The sequence below is a fragment of the Promicromonospora sukumoe genome (assembly GCF_014137995.1).
Classification (GTDB): domain Bacteria; phylum Actinomycetota; class Actinomycetes; order Actinomycetales; family Cellulomonadaceae; genus Promicromonospora; species Promicromonospora sukumoe.
Window position 1 is genome coordinate 2,572,403 of record NZ_JACGWV010000001.1, and the last position, 16,715, is coordinate 2,589,117.

Sequence of the window (16,715 nt, forward strand, 5' to 3'; positions counted from 1 at the left end):
ACGCATGACCATCACACTGATCACCGGCGCCAACAAGGGCATCGGCTTCGAGACCGCGCGCCAGCTCACGGAGCTGGGGCACACGGTGTATCTCGGGGCGCGCGACGTCGAGCGGGGTGGGCAGGCTGCCGCACGGATCGGCGCCCGGTTCGTGCAGCTCGACGTGACCGACGACGAGTCCGTGGCCAAGGCCCTCGCGACCGTCGATGCGGAAGAGGGCCGCCTCGACGTGCTGGTACACAACGCGGGGGTGCTCGGCGAGGGACCGGTGGACGGCCCCAAGGCCCTTCGGGTGTTCGACACCAATGCCGTGGGCATCGTGCGGGTCATGGAGGCTGCACTGCCCTTGCTTCGCCGGTCGGCGAGCCCGAACGTCGTCACCGTCTCCAGCAGCCTGGGGTCGTTCTGGGTGGTGACCAACCCCGACCGGCCCGAGTCCCAGGTGTCGTTGGCCCTGTATGCCGCTTCTAAGGCGGCGGCGACCATGCTCACCGTGCAGTACGCGAAGACGGAGCCGAACGTCCGGTTCAACGCGCTGAAGCCCGGCACGGCGGCCACCGACATGACGGCGGCGATGGGCATCGGGCGCCCGGTGGAAGAGAGTGCGCGCGTCGTGGTGCGGCTGGCGACCCTCGGCCCGGATGGACCCACGGGGACTCTCCAGGACGAGGACGGCATCCTGCCCTGGTAGGTCGTGGGGAGAGGTCGTCCGGCTGACGCCTCAGGGTCATCGTGCTGCTGGAACGCTCGGCCAGATCGCCTGGGTGCCTGGACACCCCTGTCGCCCGATCCTGCAAACGCGGTGCGGATTGTGAAAGACGGCTGCCGCGCCGCGCTCCTACGTTGAGTCGCGTACCACCCGACATACGCACGAGAGGAACACCCTGATGAGCGAGCTGCTTGTCGAAGCCGGCGCGAACCGCAACGTGGTCTGCGCGGTCGGTGGCATCGTCGAGAACAACGTCGAGCGCGTGTTCGACTTCACCATCGCCGAGGACGTCGTCACGAACTTCCTGAAGGGCGAGCCGGCGGTCACCGGCTACGACGTCCACCAGGGCCCGTGGGGTCAGACGGGGTCCTACCGCACCGTCTACTTCGGAGACCAGAGCGCCCGGGAACAGGTCAACTTCATCCAGCGGCCCTTCGTTTTCGACTACCAGCTGACCGACTTCTCCTGGGAGCTGGGCGACCTGTGCGACCTGGCCGTCAACCAGTTCCTGTTCCGACCGGTCGGCCCCCGGACGCAGGTCAAGTTCTACTACCAGTTCCGCGCGCGCAACGCAGAGGCCGTTCAGCCTCTGCACGAGTTCGCGACGAGTACCTGGCTGGCCTGGATGACGTCGTACCTGGACGCGACGAAGAAGGCCCTGGACAAGGACCCGTGGTCCTGACCCCGGTAGAACACGGCTAGAACACGGCGCCAGCCGGTTCTGACCTCCGGCGGTACGGCGCGCGGCCAGCCGACGGCGCAGGTCAGCCCTTGAGCTGGCTGACGCGCCGTACCCGACGGAGACGTACGCTCTCGAAGAGCGCCGTCGTCCAGACCTGCATCACGCTGATGCAGCCCTTGAAAGGGGGACCATGCCGCAGTCACCCCTCACGGCATCCGATGACGCGGTGATCGACCGCCGGTCCGGTGAGTGGGCCGGAGTGAACGTCACGGTGAGAACCGAGATGATCCGTGTGCCGGTCGAGTGGTCGTCCGAGCTCGAGTTCGGCTCGGTCGTCGTCAATCTCGGTGGCACGACGTCCCGGATGGAAGGGGCACTGGGGCGAGGCACCCGCTACCTCGGTCCCCCGACCCTTGGTGAGATGTCGATCATTCCGCCGCAGGAGCGCTTCGGCGGCGTCTACTCGGGCGAGTACGTGCGTTACGCGACAGTCGTCGTCGGACCTGACGCCTCGGCACGAACACCTCGGCTGCGGGCGGGCCTGGGCGTCACCGACCCGTTCATCTTCGGCGCCGTGCGCGAGCTCGCGAAGCTGACGGGCTCGGACGATCCCACGAGCGTCCTCTTCGCCGAGTCCATCGCGTTCGCCCTGCGCCTTCACCTCGAACGAGCACACACCGCGGACGCCGCGGGCAGCCACGCCATCCGTTCTCCGGGGGCGGTGACGATCGCCCGGGTCCAGGAACACATCGCCGAGAACCTCCAGGACAAGCTGACCCTGGCCTCGTTGGCCGGGGTAGCCGGCACGTCGGTGCAGCGGCTCGTCGCCGGGTTTCGGGATGAGCTGCGAACGACACCTGCCAGGTACGTGCTGGAGCGCAGGGTGCGGCGCGCGAGGTGGCTCCTTGCCCACACGACGATGCCTCTCGTCGACATCGCCTTCGAATGCGGCCTGTCCAGCCAGAGCCACCTGACGACGACGTTCCGGAAGCACACGGGAGCAACTCCCGGGGCTTACCGCTCCACCACCCGGAGCGATCTCGCGGCCCACATCCCCTGATCAGTTCTTCCAGGTGGTGACGTGACGACGTGACCTGCCGCGCCGAGACCCCGGTGCAGGGATGGCGCCAGGCCCAGGCGGTGTTGCCCGAGTGCCAGTCGGGGAAACACGTCCTCGCGCACGAAAGGGACTCGCATCATGAGAGCAGCAGTCATCACCGTCTTCGGCGACCCGTCGGCCCTCAAGGAGGCCGACGTCGACACCCCGAGCCCCGGTCGCGGGCAGGTGCTCGTCCGGGTGCGCGCCGCCGGCGTCAACCCGATCGAGGCCAAGGTCCGGGCCGGTGCCTTCGGACTCCCCGCACCCGCCGTCATCGGGTTCGAGTTCGCCGGGGTCGTCGAGGCGCTCGGCGACGGCGTCGTCGGCGTGCAGCCGGGCGACCGCGTCGCGGGATGGCCTGACAGCCCCGCCCAAGGCTCCTACGCGGAGTACACCCTGAGCAGCAACTACACCTCGATCCCCGACGGCGTCACGTTCGAGCAGGCCGCCGCGACCGTCATCGGCGCCGACAACGCAGCGCGAGGCCTCTCGGAGCTGCATCTCCGAGCCGGCGAGACCCTGCTGGTGACCGGCGCCAGCGGAGCGCTCGGCAGCGCGGCAGTCCAGTTCGCGAGGCTCGCGGGAGTCACCGTGATCGGTGTCGCGGGCCCGTCCAGCCTGCCGTTCGTCGAGAGCCTCGGCGCGACCGCGGTGGAGTACGGCGACGGCCTGGTCGAGCGGGTGCGTGCCGCCGCGCCCCAGGGCATCGACGCCGTCCTGGATACGGCCGGCCGAGGCCTCCTGCCTGCCGCGATCGAGCTGCGCGGCGGGAACGAGCGCGTGGTCACCCTGGCCGACGCCGACGCCGGCCGCCACGGCGTCCCCTTCAGCTACGGCAACGACAGCAACCGCAACAGCGGATACGTCCACGACGCGCTGGAGCGGATCGCCGCCGGCGAATGGGTCACCCGGATCGGCCACACCCTGCCGCTCGCGCAGGCGTCGGAGGCACACCGCATCCTCGAGACCGGCCACACCTCCGGCAAGATCATCCTCACCCCATGAGCACGGGCGCATCGCCGGGGTGAACTCGCGGGTGAGATAGCCCTGCCGGCCCCGCAGTTCGCGGCAACACGGCTCGGCACGGCCCGTCCCGACCATAGGCTCGCCGTCATGAGTCGATCCCCCTGGCGCGGCGTGCTCCTCGCGTCGAGCACCGCCGTCCGCAACACCGGGCTGCGGGCGGTCCTCGCGCTCGCCGTGGCCGCGGGGACGACCGGATGCGTCGTCCTGCCGGCAGAACCTCCCACCGAGGACGGCGCCGCCGTCGGGCAGGCACCCGAACGCTTCACCATCGCGCCCGACGACTACCACGTGCCCTACGCGGGCACCGCCGAGGACGGCCGCAAGTTCTTCCTCAGCGAGGAGCTGTTCGACGGCGACTCCGCCTACGTCGGGGTGTTCCTGTGGAACGCCGACGGCACGTTCGACGAGGTCCAGGTCGACGCCGTCCCCCGAGCCGAGGGACTTCCGCCCGGCCAGGCGGGGCCCTCCAGTGCGGAGGACCTCGTCGAGGCCCGACTGGCCGAGCTCGGCGAGTACGTCCTCGAGCCCATCGAGGTCGAACCGTTCACCCAGGACGTCGACGGCGTCACCTTCGGCTGGAACCTCGACCAGTACGAGGACGGCACCTACTTCATCAATGTCATGCCGGGCGACTTCATCGCCTACTACGAGCCCTGGGACGGGCTCGGGTACGACACCTAGACCGGCCCGTCACAGCTTCCCGAGGCGAGCCGCCTCCATCACGCGAAGCACGTCGATGCTGCTGGCAGGGTCGACCGGCAGCGGCCCGTCCCCCTGGAGCGCGCCGACCAGCCCCCGGTAGAACTCCGGGTACGCACCGGGCTCCTTCGGCACCGCGTGCGCCCCGACCGGCGTCGCGACCCGCACGGTCGGGTGCTCGGGATGGATGCCGTAGGCGTCGTCGCCCGGGCGGACGCCGTCGGCGAGCTGCGGTTCCTGTGGGTCCAGGCCCCAGGACTCGGCCACCGCACGGGTGCCGGTGACGCGGAACCTCGGGCGCTGCTCGGGGGTCACGACGCTCATCCAGAGGCGGGTGCGCACGCCGCTGTCGTGGGTGAGGGCGACGAACGTGTCGTCGTCGTTCACGGCGCCGGGCCTGCGCCGGTCGAGCTCGGCGTGCAGGGATGCGACAGGGCCGAACAGCTCGACGGCCTGGTCGATGAGGTGCGGCGCGAGGTCGAAGAGCATGCCGCCGCCGTCGGCGCCGGCGAGCGTGTCCTTCCAGGAGTCTCCGAGCGTGGGGCTCCACCAGCCGAACGCGGACTCGAACTGCAGGATCTCGCCGAGCTCCCCGCGCTCGATCAGGCCGCGGACCGTGCGGAAGTCGCCGTCCCAGCGCCGGTTCTGGAACACCGTCAGGGTGCGGCCGAGGCGGGCGGCGTGCTCGACGAGCTCCGCGGCGTCGTCGGCGCGCGGGGCGACGGGCTTGTCGACGACGACGTCCGCTCCCGCATCGAGGAACCGCTTCGCGAGCGGGACGTGCGTGGCGTGCGGGGTGGCGATGATCGCGAGGTCCGGCACTGGGCCTGAGGCCAAGAGCGTGTCGACGTCGGGCACGACCCGCGCCTGCGGGTAGGCGGACGACGCCGCGGCGACCCGCGCCGGGCTGGAGGTGACGACGGCGTCGAGCCGGTAGGCGGGGTCGGCGTGCACGAGCGGCGCGTGGAAGATGCTGCCGGCGACGCCGTAGCCGATGACGGCGGTGGTGATGGTCATGTCTCGGGCCTCTCAGGCAGGAAGAAGGTCGGTCGGGATCGAAGCCGCGATGGCGTCGATCTCGTCGAACACGCCGGGTTCGACGGGCGTGGTCACGGCGGTGACGCCCTGCTCGATGCGCTCGGGCCGGGAGACGCCGACGACGGTCGTGGCGATCCGCGGGTCGCGCGTGGAGAACTGCGTGGCGAGGGTCGACAGGGGTACGCCGGCCCGGGTCGCGACGTCCTCGATCCGGCGGACGGCGTCGAGCACCTCGGGCGCGGCGGGCCGGTAGGCGTACCGGTCGCTGCCCTGGGTCCCGGTGGCGAGGATGCCGCCGCCGAGCACGGCGGCGTTCACGACCCCCACCCCGCGGTCGACGGCGAGGTCGATCAGGGGGCCGGCGTTGCGGTTGACCAGGGTCCAGCGGTTGTGGGTGAGCAGCACGTCGAAGTGGCCGGTGCCGAGGTAGCGCGCCATGAGGTCGGTGGGGCCGCCCGCGACGCCGATGGCCCGGGCCACCCCGGAGTCCTTGAGCTCGCGCAGCACGTCGAGGGGTCCACCCGGGGCGGTCGCGGCCTCGAAGGTGGTGTTCTCGGGGTCGTGCAGGTAGACGAGCGGGACCTGCTCCAGGCCGAGCCGCTCCAGGCTGCCGGCGATGGACCGGCGCATCTCGGCGCCACTGAAGTCCCCGGTGGTCAGGTCGCGGGAGATCTTCGTGGACAGGAGGTAGCCGTCCGAGAGGCCGCCGAGCTCGCGCAGGGCGATGCCGATGCGTCGTTCGGACTCCCCCGCGCTGTACGCCGACGACGTGTCCAGCGCGCGGATCGGGCCGGCCAGCGCCGCCCGGGCGGTGGCGACGCCCTGGTCCTCGCTGACGTCGTAGCCGAAGTTCTTGGGCATCGAGCCCAGCGGCGCTCCCCCGACGGTCAGCGGTGTGACGCGCAGTCCGGTGGTGCCCAGCGGGCGGTCGTTCCAGGTCATCGAAGTTCCTTGTCTGTCGGCCAGTCGAAGAAGTTCTCGGCGCCGGGTTCGAGGTGCCGGCGCGCGGCCTCCCGGTCCAGCTCGACGCCGAGCCCCGGCCCGTCCCCGACGGTCACGAAGCCGTCGCGGACGATCGGGTCGGGCAGGCCCTGCACGATGTCGTACCACCACGGGTCCATGGCGGTCGGGTACTCGAAGGCGATGAGGTTGTCGGGCAGGGTCGCCGAGACCTGGATCAGGGCGGCCAGGCCCAGCAGCCCGTTGCTGACGCCGTGCGGTGCGATCTGCACCCCGTACAGGTCGGCGTACTCGGCGATCCACTTGAGCTCGGCCAGGCCGCCGACGTCGCCCGGGTCCGGCCCGATGACGCGCACCGCGTTGGTCTCGACGAGCTCCCGGAAGCCGTGCCGCAGGTAGATCTGCTCGCCCGTGTGGGTGGGCACGCGGGTCGCCTGGGTCAGCTCGCGGTAGCGGGGGGCGTCGACCCAGGGCACGAAGTCGCCGGTGAGCACGTCCTCCGCCCAGGCCAGGTCGAAGGGTTCGAGCCGGTTGAGCGTGGTGATGGCGTCCGGCACCGTCCACCCGGGTCCCATGTCCAGGGCCAGGCGGCGGTTCGGGCCGAGCACGTCCTTCATGGCGGCCACGCAGTCCACGACGTGGCTGATGGCGCCCGGGGTGAGCGGCCCGCGGTTGGGGTGCAGCGGGCCCGTGCGCAGGTCGTTGTACATGAAGTCGGGCACGTGGGGCGCCATGAAGCCGTGCAGGCCCACGCCCTCCTTGAACAGCGAGAAGCCCTCGGGCGAGTCGACCATGTGCTGCATCGAGGCGGCGTAGTCCTCGGGCGTGTGGTTGTTCAGCGGCACGCGGATGCCGCCGTTGTAGACCCGGATGCGGTCGCGGGTCTTTCCGCCGAGGAGGCGGTGGACCGGCACGTCGAGGGAGCGGGCCGCGAGGTCCCACAGCGCGATCTCGATCGCGGAGACGACGGCGCCCCACGGCTTGAACCCGCCCAGGCGGCGGATGCGCATCATGCAGCGCTCGACCTGGGTGGGGTCCTGCCCGACCAGCAGCTCACGGTAGAGACCGAGGGTCTGCGTCACGTACGGCTTGGAGTGCTCGATCTCGGCGAGCCCGTCGAGCCCCTCGTCGGTCAGGACCCGGATGACGGGGCTGCGGCCGATCCGCGCGGCCCGGATGTCGATGATCCTCATCCCTTGACCGCGCCTCCCGTCAGGCCGCCCACGAAGTAGCGCTGCAGCGCGACGAACGCGATGACGATCGGCACGGTGAGCACCACCGACGCGGCCATGGTCGCGCCCCAGTCGACGTCGAACTCCGTGGCGAACTCCGTGAGGGTGACGGGCGCGGTGCGCGCGTCGGACGACGTGGTCAGCACGGAGGCGAACAGGAACTCGTGCCACGACTGGAGGAACGCGAACATCCCCGCCGCGACGAGCCCCGGCGCGCAGACCGGGAGCGTCACGTACGAGACGGCGTCGAACCGGGAGCCGCCGTCGATCCGCACGGCCTCCTCCAGCTCGATCGGGATGGCCGCGACCTGGTTGCGGACCATCCAGGTGACCAGCGGGACGGTGATCGCGAGGTGCGCGAACGCCACCCCGGTCGTCGAGTCGAGCAGGTTGGCCGCCGTCACCATCTGGTAGAGCGGAAGCAGGATCACGGTCAGGGGCACCACCTGGCCGAGCAGGATGAACAGCGCCAGCGGACGCGCCGAGCGGAAGCGGAACCTGGCCATGGCGTACCCGGCGGAGAAGCAGAACACCAGGGTGGCCAGCGCCACCAGCACGCCGACGACGACCGAGTTCAGCAGGGCCTGCGGCATCGTGGACGCGGTGAACACGGTGGCGTAGTTCTCCAGCGTCCAGGTCGACGGCAGCAGCCGGGCCGGGACCTGGAACACGTCCTCGCGCGCCTTGAACGAGGTGAACACCATCACCGCGATCGGCGCGAGGGTCCACGTCATGAGCACGGCGAGCAGGACCCAGGTCCCGGTTCCGGTGAGCAGGCGTCGGGTCGGTCGGGCGCTCATGACTGGTCCTCCAGGTCGGTGCGCATGGTGCGGGCGAAGAAGAAGGCGAACACGCCGCCGATGGCGACCTGCAGCAGGGCGACGGCCGCCACGAGGCTCTGGTCCCCGTTCTGGAAGGCCTGGTAGAGCAGGATCGGCAGGATGGTCGAGGAGCCGGCGGGCCCGCCGCTGGTCATGACCCAGATGATGGTGAACGAGTTCAGGGCCCAGATCGCCAGGGTCAGGACGACGATCCCGGTGGTGGTCCGGATCGCGGGCAGGACGACGTACCAGAACACCTGCCACGAGCCGGCGCCGTCGAGCCGTGCCGCCTCGTAGCGTTCCTCGGGGATGCCGGCCAGGGCGGCCGAGACCATGAGCACGACGAACGGTGCCGTGACCCAGACCTGGACCAGCGCGACGGCGATCAGCACCACGTCGGGGTCGGACAGCCAGCGCACCGGCTCGGCGATCACGCCGAGGTCGAGCAGCGCCTGGTTGAGCACGCCGTAGTCGGTCGACAGGGTCCAGCGCCACACGGTGGCGCCGACGACGCCCGGGATGATCCAGGGCACCATGACGAGGCTGCGCCACATGCCGGTGAGACGGAGCGACTTCGACTGGAAGAGCACGGCGCCCGCGTAGCCGATCAGCAGCGCCCCGACGACGGAGGCGAGCGTCCAGACCAGCGTGTTGAGCATGACGGTCCCGAAGTTCGGGATGTCGAGCATGCGCGCCAGGCCTTCGCCGCGGTCCGCGACGACGCGGACGAGCGTCGAGCCGATGGGGATCACCATGAGGACGGCCGTCAGGAGCGCGGCCGGCAGCATGAGCGCGACCGGGTGCGGCCCGCCGGTGCGGCGACGCGGCACCGCTGGTGTCAGTGCGGTCATGGGTTACTCGTCTCCCTCGGCCAGCGTCATGATCTGTTCGGCCGCCTGGGCGACCGTCTTGCGGCCGAGCGCGACCTCCTGGATCTGGTCGTGCACCGCCTGCACCGACGCGTTCCACGCGGGGTCGTTCGCGGCGGGCACGCTGTGCTCGGCGAGCTGCTCGGTGTACGCGAGCCGTTCGGGCGTCTGGAACCTGGGGTCGTCGGACGCGCTGAGCCGGGCGGGGAACGTCTGGGTCAGCGCCGCCATGTTCTCCGGCTCGGCCAGGAACCGCACCAGCCGCTCGGCGCGTTCCTGGTTGTCCGAGGCCTGCGGGACGAGGTAAGCCCAGCCCACGCCCTGCGCCGTCCCCGGCCCGTCCGGGCCCGGGAGCACGGCCGTGGCGACCGGGGCGTCCTGCGCGAGGGCCTCGGTCACGTCGAAGACGCCGCCCGGGTACATCGCGATGCGGCCCTGGAGGAACAGCTCGCGGATGCCGGTGTTGTCCAGCTCGAAGGAGCTCCGGCTCGCCCAGCCGTCGGTGACCGACTCCCCCATCAGCTCCAGGGCGGAGGTGACGGACTGCTCGGTGAGCTCGGGCGTGCCGTGGTCGATGGTCGCGCCGTCGGAGACGGCGAAGTCGAGGAAGCGGAGCGTGAGGTCGCTCGGGTCGCCGGACATGGGCCAGGCCGTGGCGACGACGTCGCCGGAGGTGAGCCGCTCCGCGTCCGCGACGAACTCGTCCCAGGTGGCGGGCGGCTCCGTGATGCCGGCCGCGGCGAACAGCTCCGGGTTGTAGATCAGGGCGTTGGTCCCCCACCGGTACGGCACCGCGTAGACGGACCCGTCGAAGGTCAGGGAGTCGACCAGGCCGGGTGCGAAGTCCTCCGCGGGGAGCGCGTCGCCGTACAGGCCGCCGAGGTCGGCGAGCTGGCCCTTGGCGACGTAGTTCGGGACGCGCGCGATGGACTCGGTGATGACGTCCGGCACGTTCCCCGAGTCGAGGGCGACGGCCGTGCGGTTGGCCACGGTGTCGCCCGTGGTCTTGACGAGGTCCACCTGGACGTCGGGGTTGCGCGACTCGAACTGCGCGACGATCTCGACGGCCGCGTCGTAGTCCCAGTCCGGCACCCACCACTCGACCGAGGTGGTCGACTCACGCGATCCGGTCACCACGCTGTGGACCACGGTCCCGGCCAGGCCGAGCACCAGCGCCCCCGCGATGCCGGCGACGGCCGCTGAACGAGGCTTCATTGCCATGCGCAACTCCAATGTCGGGCAAGCCCGCCTCGTCGGTCGAGGCGGACTCCGACATCGTCCACATGTAATTACAGGATGTCAACCTGCCGTCGAGCGGGTCACCTCGATGTCCAGCCGGTTGCGGTCGCCGCGGTGGATGCCCGTGAACCGCTCGATGGGCCGCCCCGTCGGGTCGAAGGAGACGCTGTGCATCACGAGCACCGCCGAGCCGGCGGCGATCCCGAGCACCTCAGCCACCGCCTCGTCGACGATCTCGGCCTCCACCGTCCGCTCCGCCCGGTCGAACTGGACGCCGAACTCCCGCTCGAGCACCCCGTAGATCGACACGTTCCGCAGGTCCACGTCGAGCAGCGGCTCGCCGACGTCGCGCGGAAGCTGCGTCGACGTGAGCGCCCACGGCTCACCGTCGACCAGGCGCAGCCGCTCGATCTCCACGACCCGTTCACCGTCCGCCAGCGCCAGGTCACGCGCGACGACGGCGGTGGCGTCCACGACCTCGCGGCGCAGGACCGTCGACTCCTGCCGGCCGGACGACTGGATGTCCTCGAACGTCCCGACGAGCGCATGACCGAAACCGCGCGCGGTGCGCCGGTCGGCGACGAACGTGCCGCGGCCCTTCTCCCGCCGGATCACGCCCTCGACCTCGAGCTCGCGCAGCGCCTGCCGGACGACGGTGCGGGAGACCCCGTACTGGTCGCACAGCTCGTGGTCACCGGGCAGCCGGGCGCCCGGCTCCAGTCCACGCTCCTCGATGTCCCGGACGATCCTGGCCTTGAGCTGCCAGTACAGCGGGAGCGGTGAGGTGCGGTCGATCGCGACAGGGTTGGCCATGTGAAGCACCCTAACCAACCTGTAGTGACAGGTTGGGCCAGGCGGCGGCCCGTGGCGCATCGGTCGGCCATTTCACCCGCCCTGCGGTCATACCCGGACCCCACCACCCGCGTAGGCTCCCGGCAGGGCAGAGACCCGGGGACACCCGGGCCGGGACCCGAGCGAGGGGTCTGGGCCCTTGTTCGGGCAGGAGCTGGGACCTCCGGCATGGGGATCGGGGGTCCCGGCTCCTTGGGCTTATCGGGCCTCGATGGAACGGCCGGCACCCTGGCGCGAGGCCCGGTCTCGCCCGGTACTGCCCCGGTCGGTACGACTTCGGACGGCCTGCCGCGATCGCACCACAGCGGCCACCTACTCACACGTTCGCCTCACAACTTGTCTCCATGTGTCAGTGCATCGTTGCCCGGTGCTCCCAGCCATGCCCATCCCCCAGCAGCTCAACCTCCTGCGACTCCCCGCTCTCCCTCCGATCCCCCTGAAGCGCATCGTGGCGACATTCCTCCTCACAGTCCTCCTGTTCGGCCCGGTCACCGCCCCGATCACCTACGCCCTCTCCGCACCCTCGACCGGCGCCGCCGACGAAACAGGCCAGGACCCCGACCGCGCCGACAGCCGTGACGGCGACCGTGACCGCCGCGACCGCAGTGCCGGCCACGGCCGCGACCGCGCCGACCGCAGCAGCAACCGAGCGACGGTGCAGCACCTGCCCACCGGGCTCACCGCGAAGACCGTCGACGGCATACCGGTGTCCCTGGACCGGAACCAGCTGCGCCACGCCGCCACCATCATCTCCGTGGGCTCTCGCACCAAGGGCGTCGGACGGGACGGGATCGTCGTCGCGCTCATGGCCTCGCTGACCGAGTCGCACCTGCAGATGCTGGCCAACCCCGGTGCCTACCCCGCCTCGGTCAAGCACCCCCACGACGGCGTCGGCCAGGACTTCGACAGCCTCGGACTGTTCCAGATGCGCCCGGCCTCCGGCTGGGGAAGCGTCAAGGAGCTCATGCAACCGGAGTACCAGGCTGCCGCCTTCTTCGGCGGTCCGAACGGCCCGAACAACGGTTCGCCGCGCGGCCTGCTCGACATCGACGGGTGGAAGAACCTGCACAAGGGGGCGGCCGCCCAGGCCGTCGAGGTCTCGGCGTACCCCTACCGCTACGCCCAGTACAAGCCCGTCGCACTCGCCATCCTCGACCAGCTCACGCCGGCTCGCGGCAGGTAGGTCCTCCGACGCCGACGGCGGCGTCGTGGAGCGCGGCGGCGCGGCGGTTCCTCACCGTTCCGCGGTCGAGACCGCGGAACGAAGGAACTCCATCACGCTCTCCGCCGGCACCTCGCACGGCTTGAGCACGGCGCCGTCCGCCGTGAACCAGATGTTCGCGCCAAGCCCCTCGCCGTCGCCGAGCCGTTCCGCCTCGAACGAGACGACCTTGCCACCGGCACGTGTCGTGCGCGTCACTCCCCACGTCTGCCCAGCAACCCGCGCACGCGACCAGCCCTCGGGTATCGCCCCGATCAGCACGTCCAGCCCGTCGTCGTCACGTGACTCGCCCATGTGCTCACCCCTCTCGCAGCGTGGCGGCCCCGAAACCGGGGCACATCCGCCTCAACCTGGCCGCGCCGACGGCTTGTTCCCGGGACGGCTGGTCCACACGTCCGGGTTCTGTCAGGGACACTGGACCACAGCAATGTCTGCAACATGAGGAGTCTTAGGTGCCCCAGGGAACTGTCCGATGGTTCGACGCCGACCGAGGGTTCGGTTTCATCGACCTCGGGAACGAGGCGGAGGACCTGTTCGTGCACGCGTCCGAGATCGTCGGCGACGACGGACCGAAGCAGCTCCGCGAGGGGCAGGCCGTCGAGTTCGAGGTGGGCGAGGGTGATCGTGGCCCGATGGCGCGCCGCGTCGTCGTCACGGGCGACCGGGCCGCCGACGCGCCCATGGGCGTGCTCGGCACCGTCACCTGGTACGAGCCGGCCAAGGGCTACGGCTTCGTCACGCCCGAGGGCGGCCGCGCCGAGATCTTCGTGCACAGCTCGGCCATCGTCGGGGGCGGTGTGATCTCGGAGGGGCAGCGCGTGGCGTTCCTCGTCGTCGACGGAGAGAAGGGGCCGCAAGCGGACCACCTGCTGCCGCTCGGGGCGGCGGCTGCGCCGTCGGCATCCGACGGCGCGGACGGCACGGTGTCCTGGTACGACGACACCAAGGGCTTCGGGTTCGTCGCCCCCGACGCGGGCGGCGAGGACATCTTCGTCCACGTCAGCGCGCTCGGCCGGGGTCTGACAGAGCTCGCCGAGGGCGCACGCGTGACGTTCGACGTCGTCGACGGCGACAAGGGTCCGAACGCCCGCAACGTGCAGCTCGTGCGCGGCTCCGGGAGTGCGCGCCCGGCCACGGACCGCGGCCGGCCGAGCCGTCCCGCGGCATCCGGCGGACCGGTACGCGGCGGTCAGGGCACCGTCTCGCGTTACGACGCGGACCGCGGTTTCGGCTTCATCACCCCCGACGCCGGGGGCGAGGACCTGTTCGTGCACGTGTCGGTCGTGCGCGGCGACGAGATCCTGGAGAAGGGTGACCGGGTCCGCTACAAGGTGCGTCAGAGCGACCGCGGCCCACAGGCCGACGGCGTCGAGCTGCTGTGAGCCCTGAGTGGGAGCAGCGCCGCGCGAACCCGCACGAACGGCTACCGTTCTTGAGATCGACGGTGCGCGACGCCTGCTCCCACTCGTAGGCGCACGACAGGAGGCTGCACGATGACCAGGAACGACCGGTACGAAGCTCTCAGGACTGCCCTCGAACAAGATCCCGACCTCGACGTCACCGCCCGCGAAGGTGCTCTCTTCGTCCGCCTGACACGGTTCGCTTTCCTCGAGGGCGACGCGCTCGCCGTCCGCCTGCCCGAGGGCCGCGCCGACGATCTCATCGAGCGCGGCATCGCGGAGCTTCTCCGGCAGGACCCCGAGCTCAAGGCCCGCTGGGTGACGATCGCCGACACCGAGGACTGGTCCGAGCTGGCCGCGGAGGCCCACGAGCTAGCCAGCGGCCACGCGCCCGGCAACAGGTCGTGACGCCTCGGCCTGACCTCTGATGGCCGACGGCGACTGGCGCGAGAACGAGTTCTTCCGACGTCGGCCCTCCGCCGAGACCCTGGAGTGGGCGGCCGCCGCCCTGGGTCGAGGTAGCCGCGTCGTCGGCCACCGCCGGCTGACCGGCGGCGTCAACTCCGCCGTCCACCGCCTGACGGTCGAGCGACACGGCACGCGGACCCCCGTGGTGCTGCGGCAGTACCCGGCGAGAAGCATCGCGCTGCGGACCGCCCTGGAGCAGGAGATCGCCAACCTCGGGGTGGTGGCAGGCAGCGGGCTTCCGGTCCCGGCGATCCTGGCCGCCGACGTCGACGGCGCCGCCACCCGCGGAGCGCCGTCGTTGCTGATGACACGGCTGCCCGGCCACGTTTATCTCGACCCGGCGGAGCGCCGGCCGTGGATCGAGAGGATCGCCGAGTTCGCTGCCCGGCTCCATTCCGTCGACCTCCCGGCCCCGACCTTCCGGGCCTGGGAAGACTCATGGATCACGCCTCTCGGCGAGTTCCGGGTTCCGACCGGCGCGCAGGACCCTGCGGTCTGGAAGGCCGCCTTCGCCGCCATGGAGTCACCACCGCCTGATGACGACGCCGTCTTCCTGCACTGCGACTACCTGCCCGTCAACCTGCTGTGGTCGCGCAGGCAGATCACCGGGCTCACCGACTGGAACAGCATCCACCGGGGGTCTCGCGCCATCGACGTCGGGCAGTGCCGGCGGTACCTGGCCGCCCTCTGCTCACCCGACTGGGCGGAGGAGCTCCGCACTCTCTACGAGTCGGTCGCGGGCGTCCCGCTCCACCCGTGGTGGGACCTGTACAGCCTCCTGCACCACGACGACGACGGACCGCGGTCGATCTCCCGCCAGGTCGCGGGCCGCCGCCCGGTCGACGTGTCGGGCATGACGGCTCGCGTCGAGGTCGCCGTCGGACAAGCACTACGGCGCCTCGGCTGACCGCGACGCCCGGTCGCGGCCGGCCGACGCCGCGCCACTCAGCTAGGCAGGCTCAGTGACCGGCGCGAGCGTGGCAGCCAGCACCTGCCACCCGTCGTCCGCACGCACCCAGAGGCGCGTGTAGACCAGCCGCGCGGAGACCGCGGTGCCGCCCTGGACCGCCTCCACGGCGGCGACCAGCCGTGTCACCCCGCTGGACGCGTCCTCCTGGACGTCCAGCGACTCCTCCTCCAGGCGGGTGATCCGCAGCAGACCCGAGCGGTAGCTCTCCAGGTCGTCCTCCTTGGAGAAGACGGACCCGTCCGGGCCGGTGCCGACGCACCGAGGGTGCAGCAACGCGTCCAGGGCGTCGACGTCGCCGGCACGCTGGGCGGCTTGCAATGCATGCTCCGCGGCAAGAAGGCTCATCGCCCGAGTTTATGCACCCGGACCTGCCCCCAGGGGCCGCGGCAGCTCCCCGCCGTGGTTAGGCTCTGAGAATGCTCGACCCCGCCGGACGTATGGACGAAACCACGATGCGGCACCCGCACGACGGATCGGCGCCGGAGCTCGGCGAGGGCTTCCCCGGGCAGCGCATGCGAGTGCTGCCCCAGCCCCTGGTGGCCCACGCGCGGACCCAGCCGGCGACCTCGCAGCTGCTCGTGACCGACGCCGGGTTCTTCCCCCGTGCCGCACGGCACAGCACGACCAGGCCGCAGGGCGCGCCCCAGGACATCGTGATGATCTGCGGTGCGGGCTCGGGCACCTGCTCGATGCTGTCCGGGGTCCACCAGGAGGTCCACCAGGTCGAGGCCGGCGACGCCCTGATCATCCCCGCCGGAACTCCTCACCGCTACCGGGCCGACCAGTCGGACCCCTGGACGATCTGGTGGTTGCACGTGACCGGTCCCGCCACGAGCGGGCTGTTCGAGGCGATGGACGCGACCCCGCGTCAGCCGGTGGTCCGGCTTCGCGACCCGTCGCGCGTCGTCGCCCTCGTCGACACGGTCCTGCGCCGCATGGAGCGCGACGAGACGGCGTCGAGCCTGGTCGCCGCGGCGGGGGCCGCCTGGCACACCCTGGCGCTGATCGCGGCCGACCGGAGCATGAGCACCCCGGACCGGGCGGCGCCGATCGAGACCACGCTGGAGTTTCTGCGCGCCAACATCGCGGAGCGCGTCTCCGTCCCCGAGCTGGCGACCATGGCCGGCCTGAGCCAGTCCCACTACGCGGCGCTGTTCCGCAGGGCCACCGGGTTCGGCGTCCTGGAGTACCAGACCCGCCTGCGCATGGCATCGGCGCGCGAGCTGCTGGACACCACCGACCGGACGGTCGGCTCGATCGCGCGGCAGGTGGGGTTCGCGGACCCGCTCTACTTCTCCCGCCAGTTCCGGAAGATCCACTCCCTCAGCCCCAGCGAGTACCGGGCGCGCAAGGGCCGCTGACCCGGCCGGGCAGACCACAGGACTGTCCATGTAGTGCAGAGCATCGTCCCTTCAGGTCCCCCGGGGGC

The 16,715-nt window shown here is 71.1% G+C and carries 19 protein-coding genes; 10 read left to right on the forward strand and 9 right to left on the reverse strand.

Annotation, left to right across the window (positions count from 1 at the left end; translation table 11 throughout):
- Positions 1-4 precede the first annotated feature (4 nt).
- From FHX71_RS11380 to FHX71_RS11400, 5 genes are all read left to right on the forward strand, one after another.
- The gene (locus FHX71_RS11380) at positions 5-691 is read left to right on the forward strand and encodes an SDR family NAD(P)-dependent oxidoreductase (RefSeq protein WP_182616278.1); all 687 of its coding nucleotides are present in this window, start codon (positions 5-7) and stop codon (positions 689-691) included.
- A 196-nt stretch (positions 692-887) separates the two neighbouring features.
- Positions 888-1,391 (forward strand): SRPBCC family protein, encoded by a 504-nt coding sequence (locus FHX71_RS11385; RefSeq protein ID WP_182616280.1) that lies wholly within the window; start codon positions 888-890, stop codon positions 1,389-1,391.
- Positions 1,392-1,812: 421 nt separating this feature from the next.
- The gene (locus tag FHX71_RS11390) at positions 1,813-2,451 is read left to right on the forward strand and encodes a helix-turn-helix domain-containing protein (protein ID WP_182616282.1); all 639 of its coding nucleotides are present in this window, start codon (positions 1,813-1,815) and stop codon (positions 2,449-2,451) included.
- Between the two features lie 138 nt (positions 2,452-2,589).
- Positions 2,590-3,495, forward strand: coding sequence for an NADP-dependent oxidoreductase (locus FHX71_RS11395; RefSeq protein ID WP_182616284.1), 906 nt, complete (start codon positions 2,590-2,592; stop codon positions 3,493-3,495).
- 108 nt (positions 3,496-3,603) lie between these two features.
- Positions 3,604-4,197, forward strand: coding sequence for a hypothetical protein (locus FHX71_RS11400; protein ID WP_182616286.1), 594 nt, complete (start codon positions 3,604-3,606; stop codon positions 4,195-4,197).
- Positions 4,198-4,206: 9 nt separating this feature from the next.
- On the opposite strand, the gene FHX71_RS11405 is transcribed toward FHX71_RS11400, so the two are convergent.
- From FHX71_RS11405 to FHX71_RS11435, 7 genes are all read right to left on the reverse strand, one after another.
- A complete protein-coding gene (locus tag FHX71_RS11405; RefSeq protein WP_182616289.1) occupies positions 4,207-5,232 on the reverse strand; it encodes a Gfo/Idh/MocA family protein in 1,026 nt (341 codons plus the stop codon).
- 12 nt (positions 5,233-5,244) lie between these two features.
- Positions 5,245-6,195: an aldo/keto reductase gene (locus FHX71_RS11410; protein ID WP_182616291.1), complete on the reverse strand. Its 951-nt coding sequence runs from the start codon at positions 6,193-6,195 to the stop codon at positions 5,245-5,247.
- Entirely contained in the window at positions 6,192-7,406 is a 1,215-nt protein-coding gene (locus FHX71_RS11415; protein WP_182616293.1) for a mandelate racemase/muconate lactonizing enzyme family protein, read from the reverse strand. Before FHX71_RS11415 ends, FHX71_RS11410 begins: the two co-directional genes overlap by 4 nt.
- Positions 7,403-8,245, reverse strand: coding sequence for a carbohydrate ABC transporter permease (locus tag FHX71_RS11420; RefSeq protein ID WP_182616294.1), 843 nt, complete (start codon positions 8,243-8,245; stop codon positions 7,403-7,405). The genes FHX71_RS11415 and FHX71_RS11420 overlap by 4 nt, the downstream gene beginning before the upstream one ends.
- On the reverse strand, positions 8,242-9,117 hold the full coding sequence (locus tag FHX71_RS11425) for a carbohydrate ABC transporter permease (protein WP_182616296.1): 876 nt from the start codon (positions 9,115-9,117) through the stop codon (positions 8,242-8,244). Before FHX71_RS11425 ends, FHX71_RS11420 begins: the two co-directional genes overlap by 4 nt.
- 3 nt (positions 9,118-9,120) lie before the next feature.
- Positions 9,121-10,356 carry an ABC transporter substrate-binding protein gene (locus tag FHX71_RS11430; RefSeq protein WP_182616298.1) on the reverse strand — a complete coding sequence of 412 codons (1,236 nt, stop codon included), beginning with the start codon at positions 10,354-10,356 and terminating at the stop codon, positions 9,121-9,123.
- A gap of 78 nt (positions 10,357-10,434) precedes the next feature.
- The gene (locus FHX71_RS11435; protein WP_182616300.1) at positions 10,435-11,187 is read right to left on the reverse strand and encodes a GntR family transcriptional regulator; all 753 of its coding nucleotides are present in this window, start codon (positions 11,185-11,187) and stop codon (positions 10,435-10,437) included.
- 487 nt (positions 11,188-11,674) lie between these two features.
- On the opposite strand from FHX71_RS11435, the gene FHX71_RS11440 reads away from it, so the two are divergent.
- A complete protein-coding gene (locus FHX71_RS11440) occupies positions 11,675-12,409 on the forward strand; it encodes a hypothetical protein (RefSeq protein ID WP_182616302.1) in 735 nt (244 codons plus the stop codon).
- Between the two features lie 51 nt (positions 12,410-12,460).
- Here the strand turns inward: FHX71_RS11440 and FHX71_RS11445 are convergent, their stop codons facing one another.
- The gene (locus FHX71_RS11445) at positions 12,461-12,742 is read right to left on the reverse strand and encodes a peptide methionine sulfoxide reductase (protein ID WP_182616304.1); all 282 of its coding nucleotides are present in this window, start codon (positions 12,740-12,742) and stop codon (positions 12,461-12,463) included.
- Positions 12,743-12,900: 158 nt separating this feature from the next.
- On the opposite strand from FHX71_RS11445, the gene FHX71_RS29735 reads away from it, so the two are divergent.
- From FHX71_RS29735 to FHX71_RS11460, 3 genes are all read left to right on the forward strand, one after another.
- The gene (locus tag FHX71_RS29735) at positions 12,901-13,830 is read left to right on the forward strand and encodes a cold-shock protein (RefSeq protein WP_182616306.1); all 930 of its coding nucleotides are present in this window, start codon (positions 12,901-12,903) and stop codon (positions 13,828-13,830) included.
- A gap of 111 nt (positions 13,831-13,941) precedes the next feature.
- Positions 13,942-14,256: a hypothetical protein gene (locus tag FHX71_RS11455; RefSeq protein WP_182616308.1), complete on the forward strand. Its 315-nt coding sequence runs from the start codon at positions 13,942-13,944 to the stop codon at positions 14,254-14,256.
- Positions 14,257-14,275: 19 nt separating this feature from the next.
- Entirely contained in the window at positions 14,276-15,223 is a 948-nt protein-coding gene (locus tag FHX71_RS11460) for a phosphotransferase family protein (protein WP_182616310.1), read from the forward strand.
- Between the two features lie 42 nt (positions 15,224-15,265).
- Here FHX71_RS11460 and FHX71_RS11465 read toward each other — a convergent pair whose 3' ends face one another.
- The gene (locus FHX71_RS11465; protein ID WP_182616313.1) at positions 15,266-15,631 is read right to left on the reverse strand and encodes a nuclear transport factor 2 family protein; all 366 of its coding nucleotides are present in this window, start codon (positions 15,629-15,631) and stop codon (positions 15,266-15,268) included.
- A 71-nt stretch (positions 15,632-15,702) separates the two neighbouring features.
- Between FHX71_RS11465 and FHX71_RS11470 the strand changes: the two genes are divergently transcribed.
- Positions 15,703-16,647, forward strand: coding sequence for a helix-turn-helix domain-containing protein (locus FHX71_RS11470; protein ID WP_246402532.1), 945 nt, complete (start codon positions 15,703-15,705; stop codon positions 16,645-16,647).
- Positions 16,648-16,715: the final 68 nt, after the last annotated feature.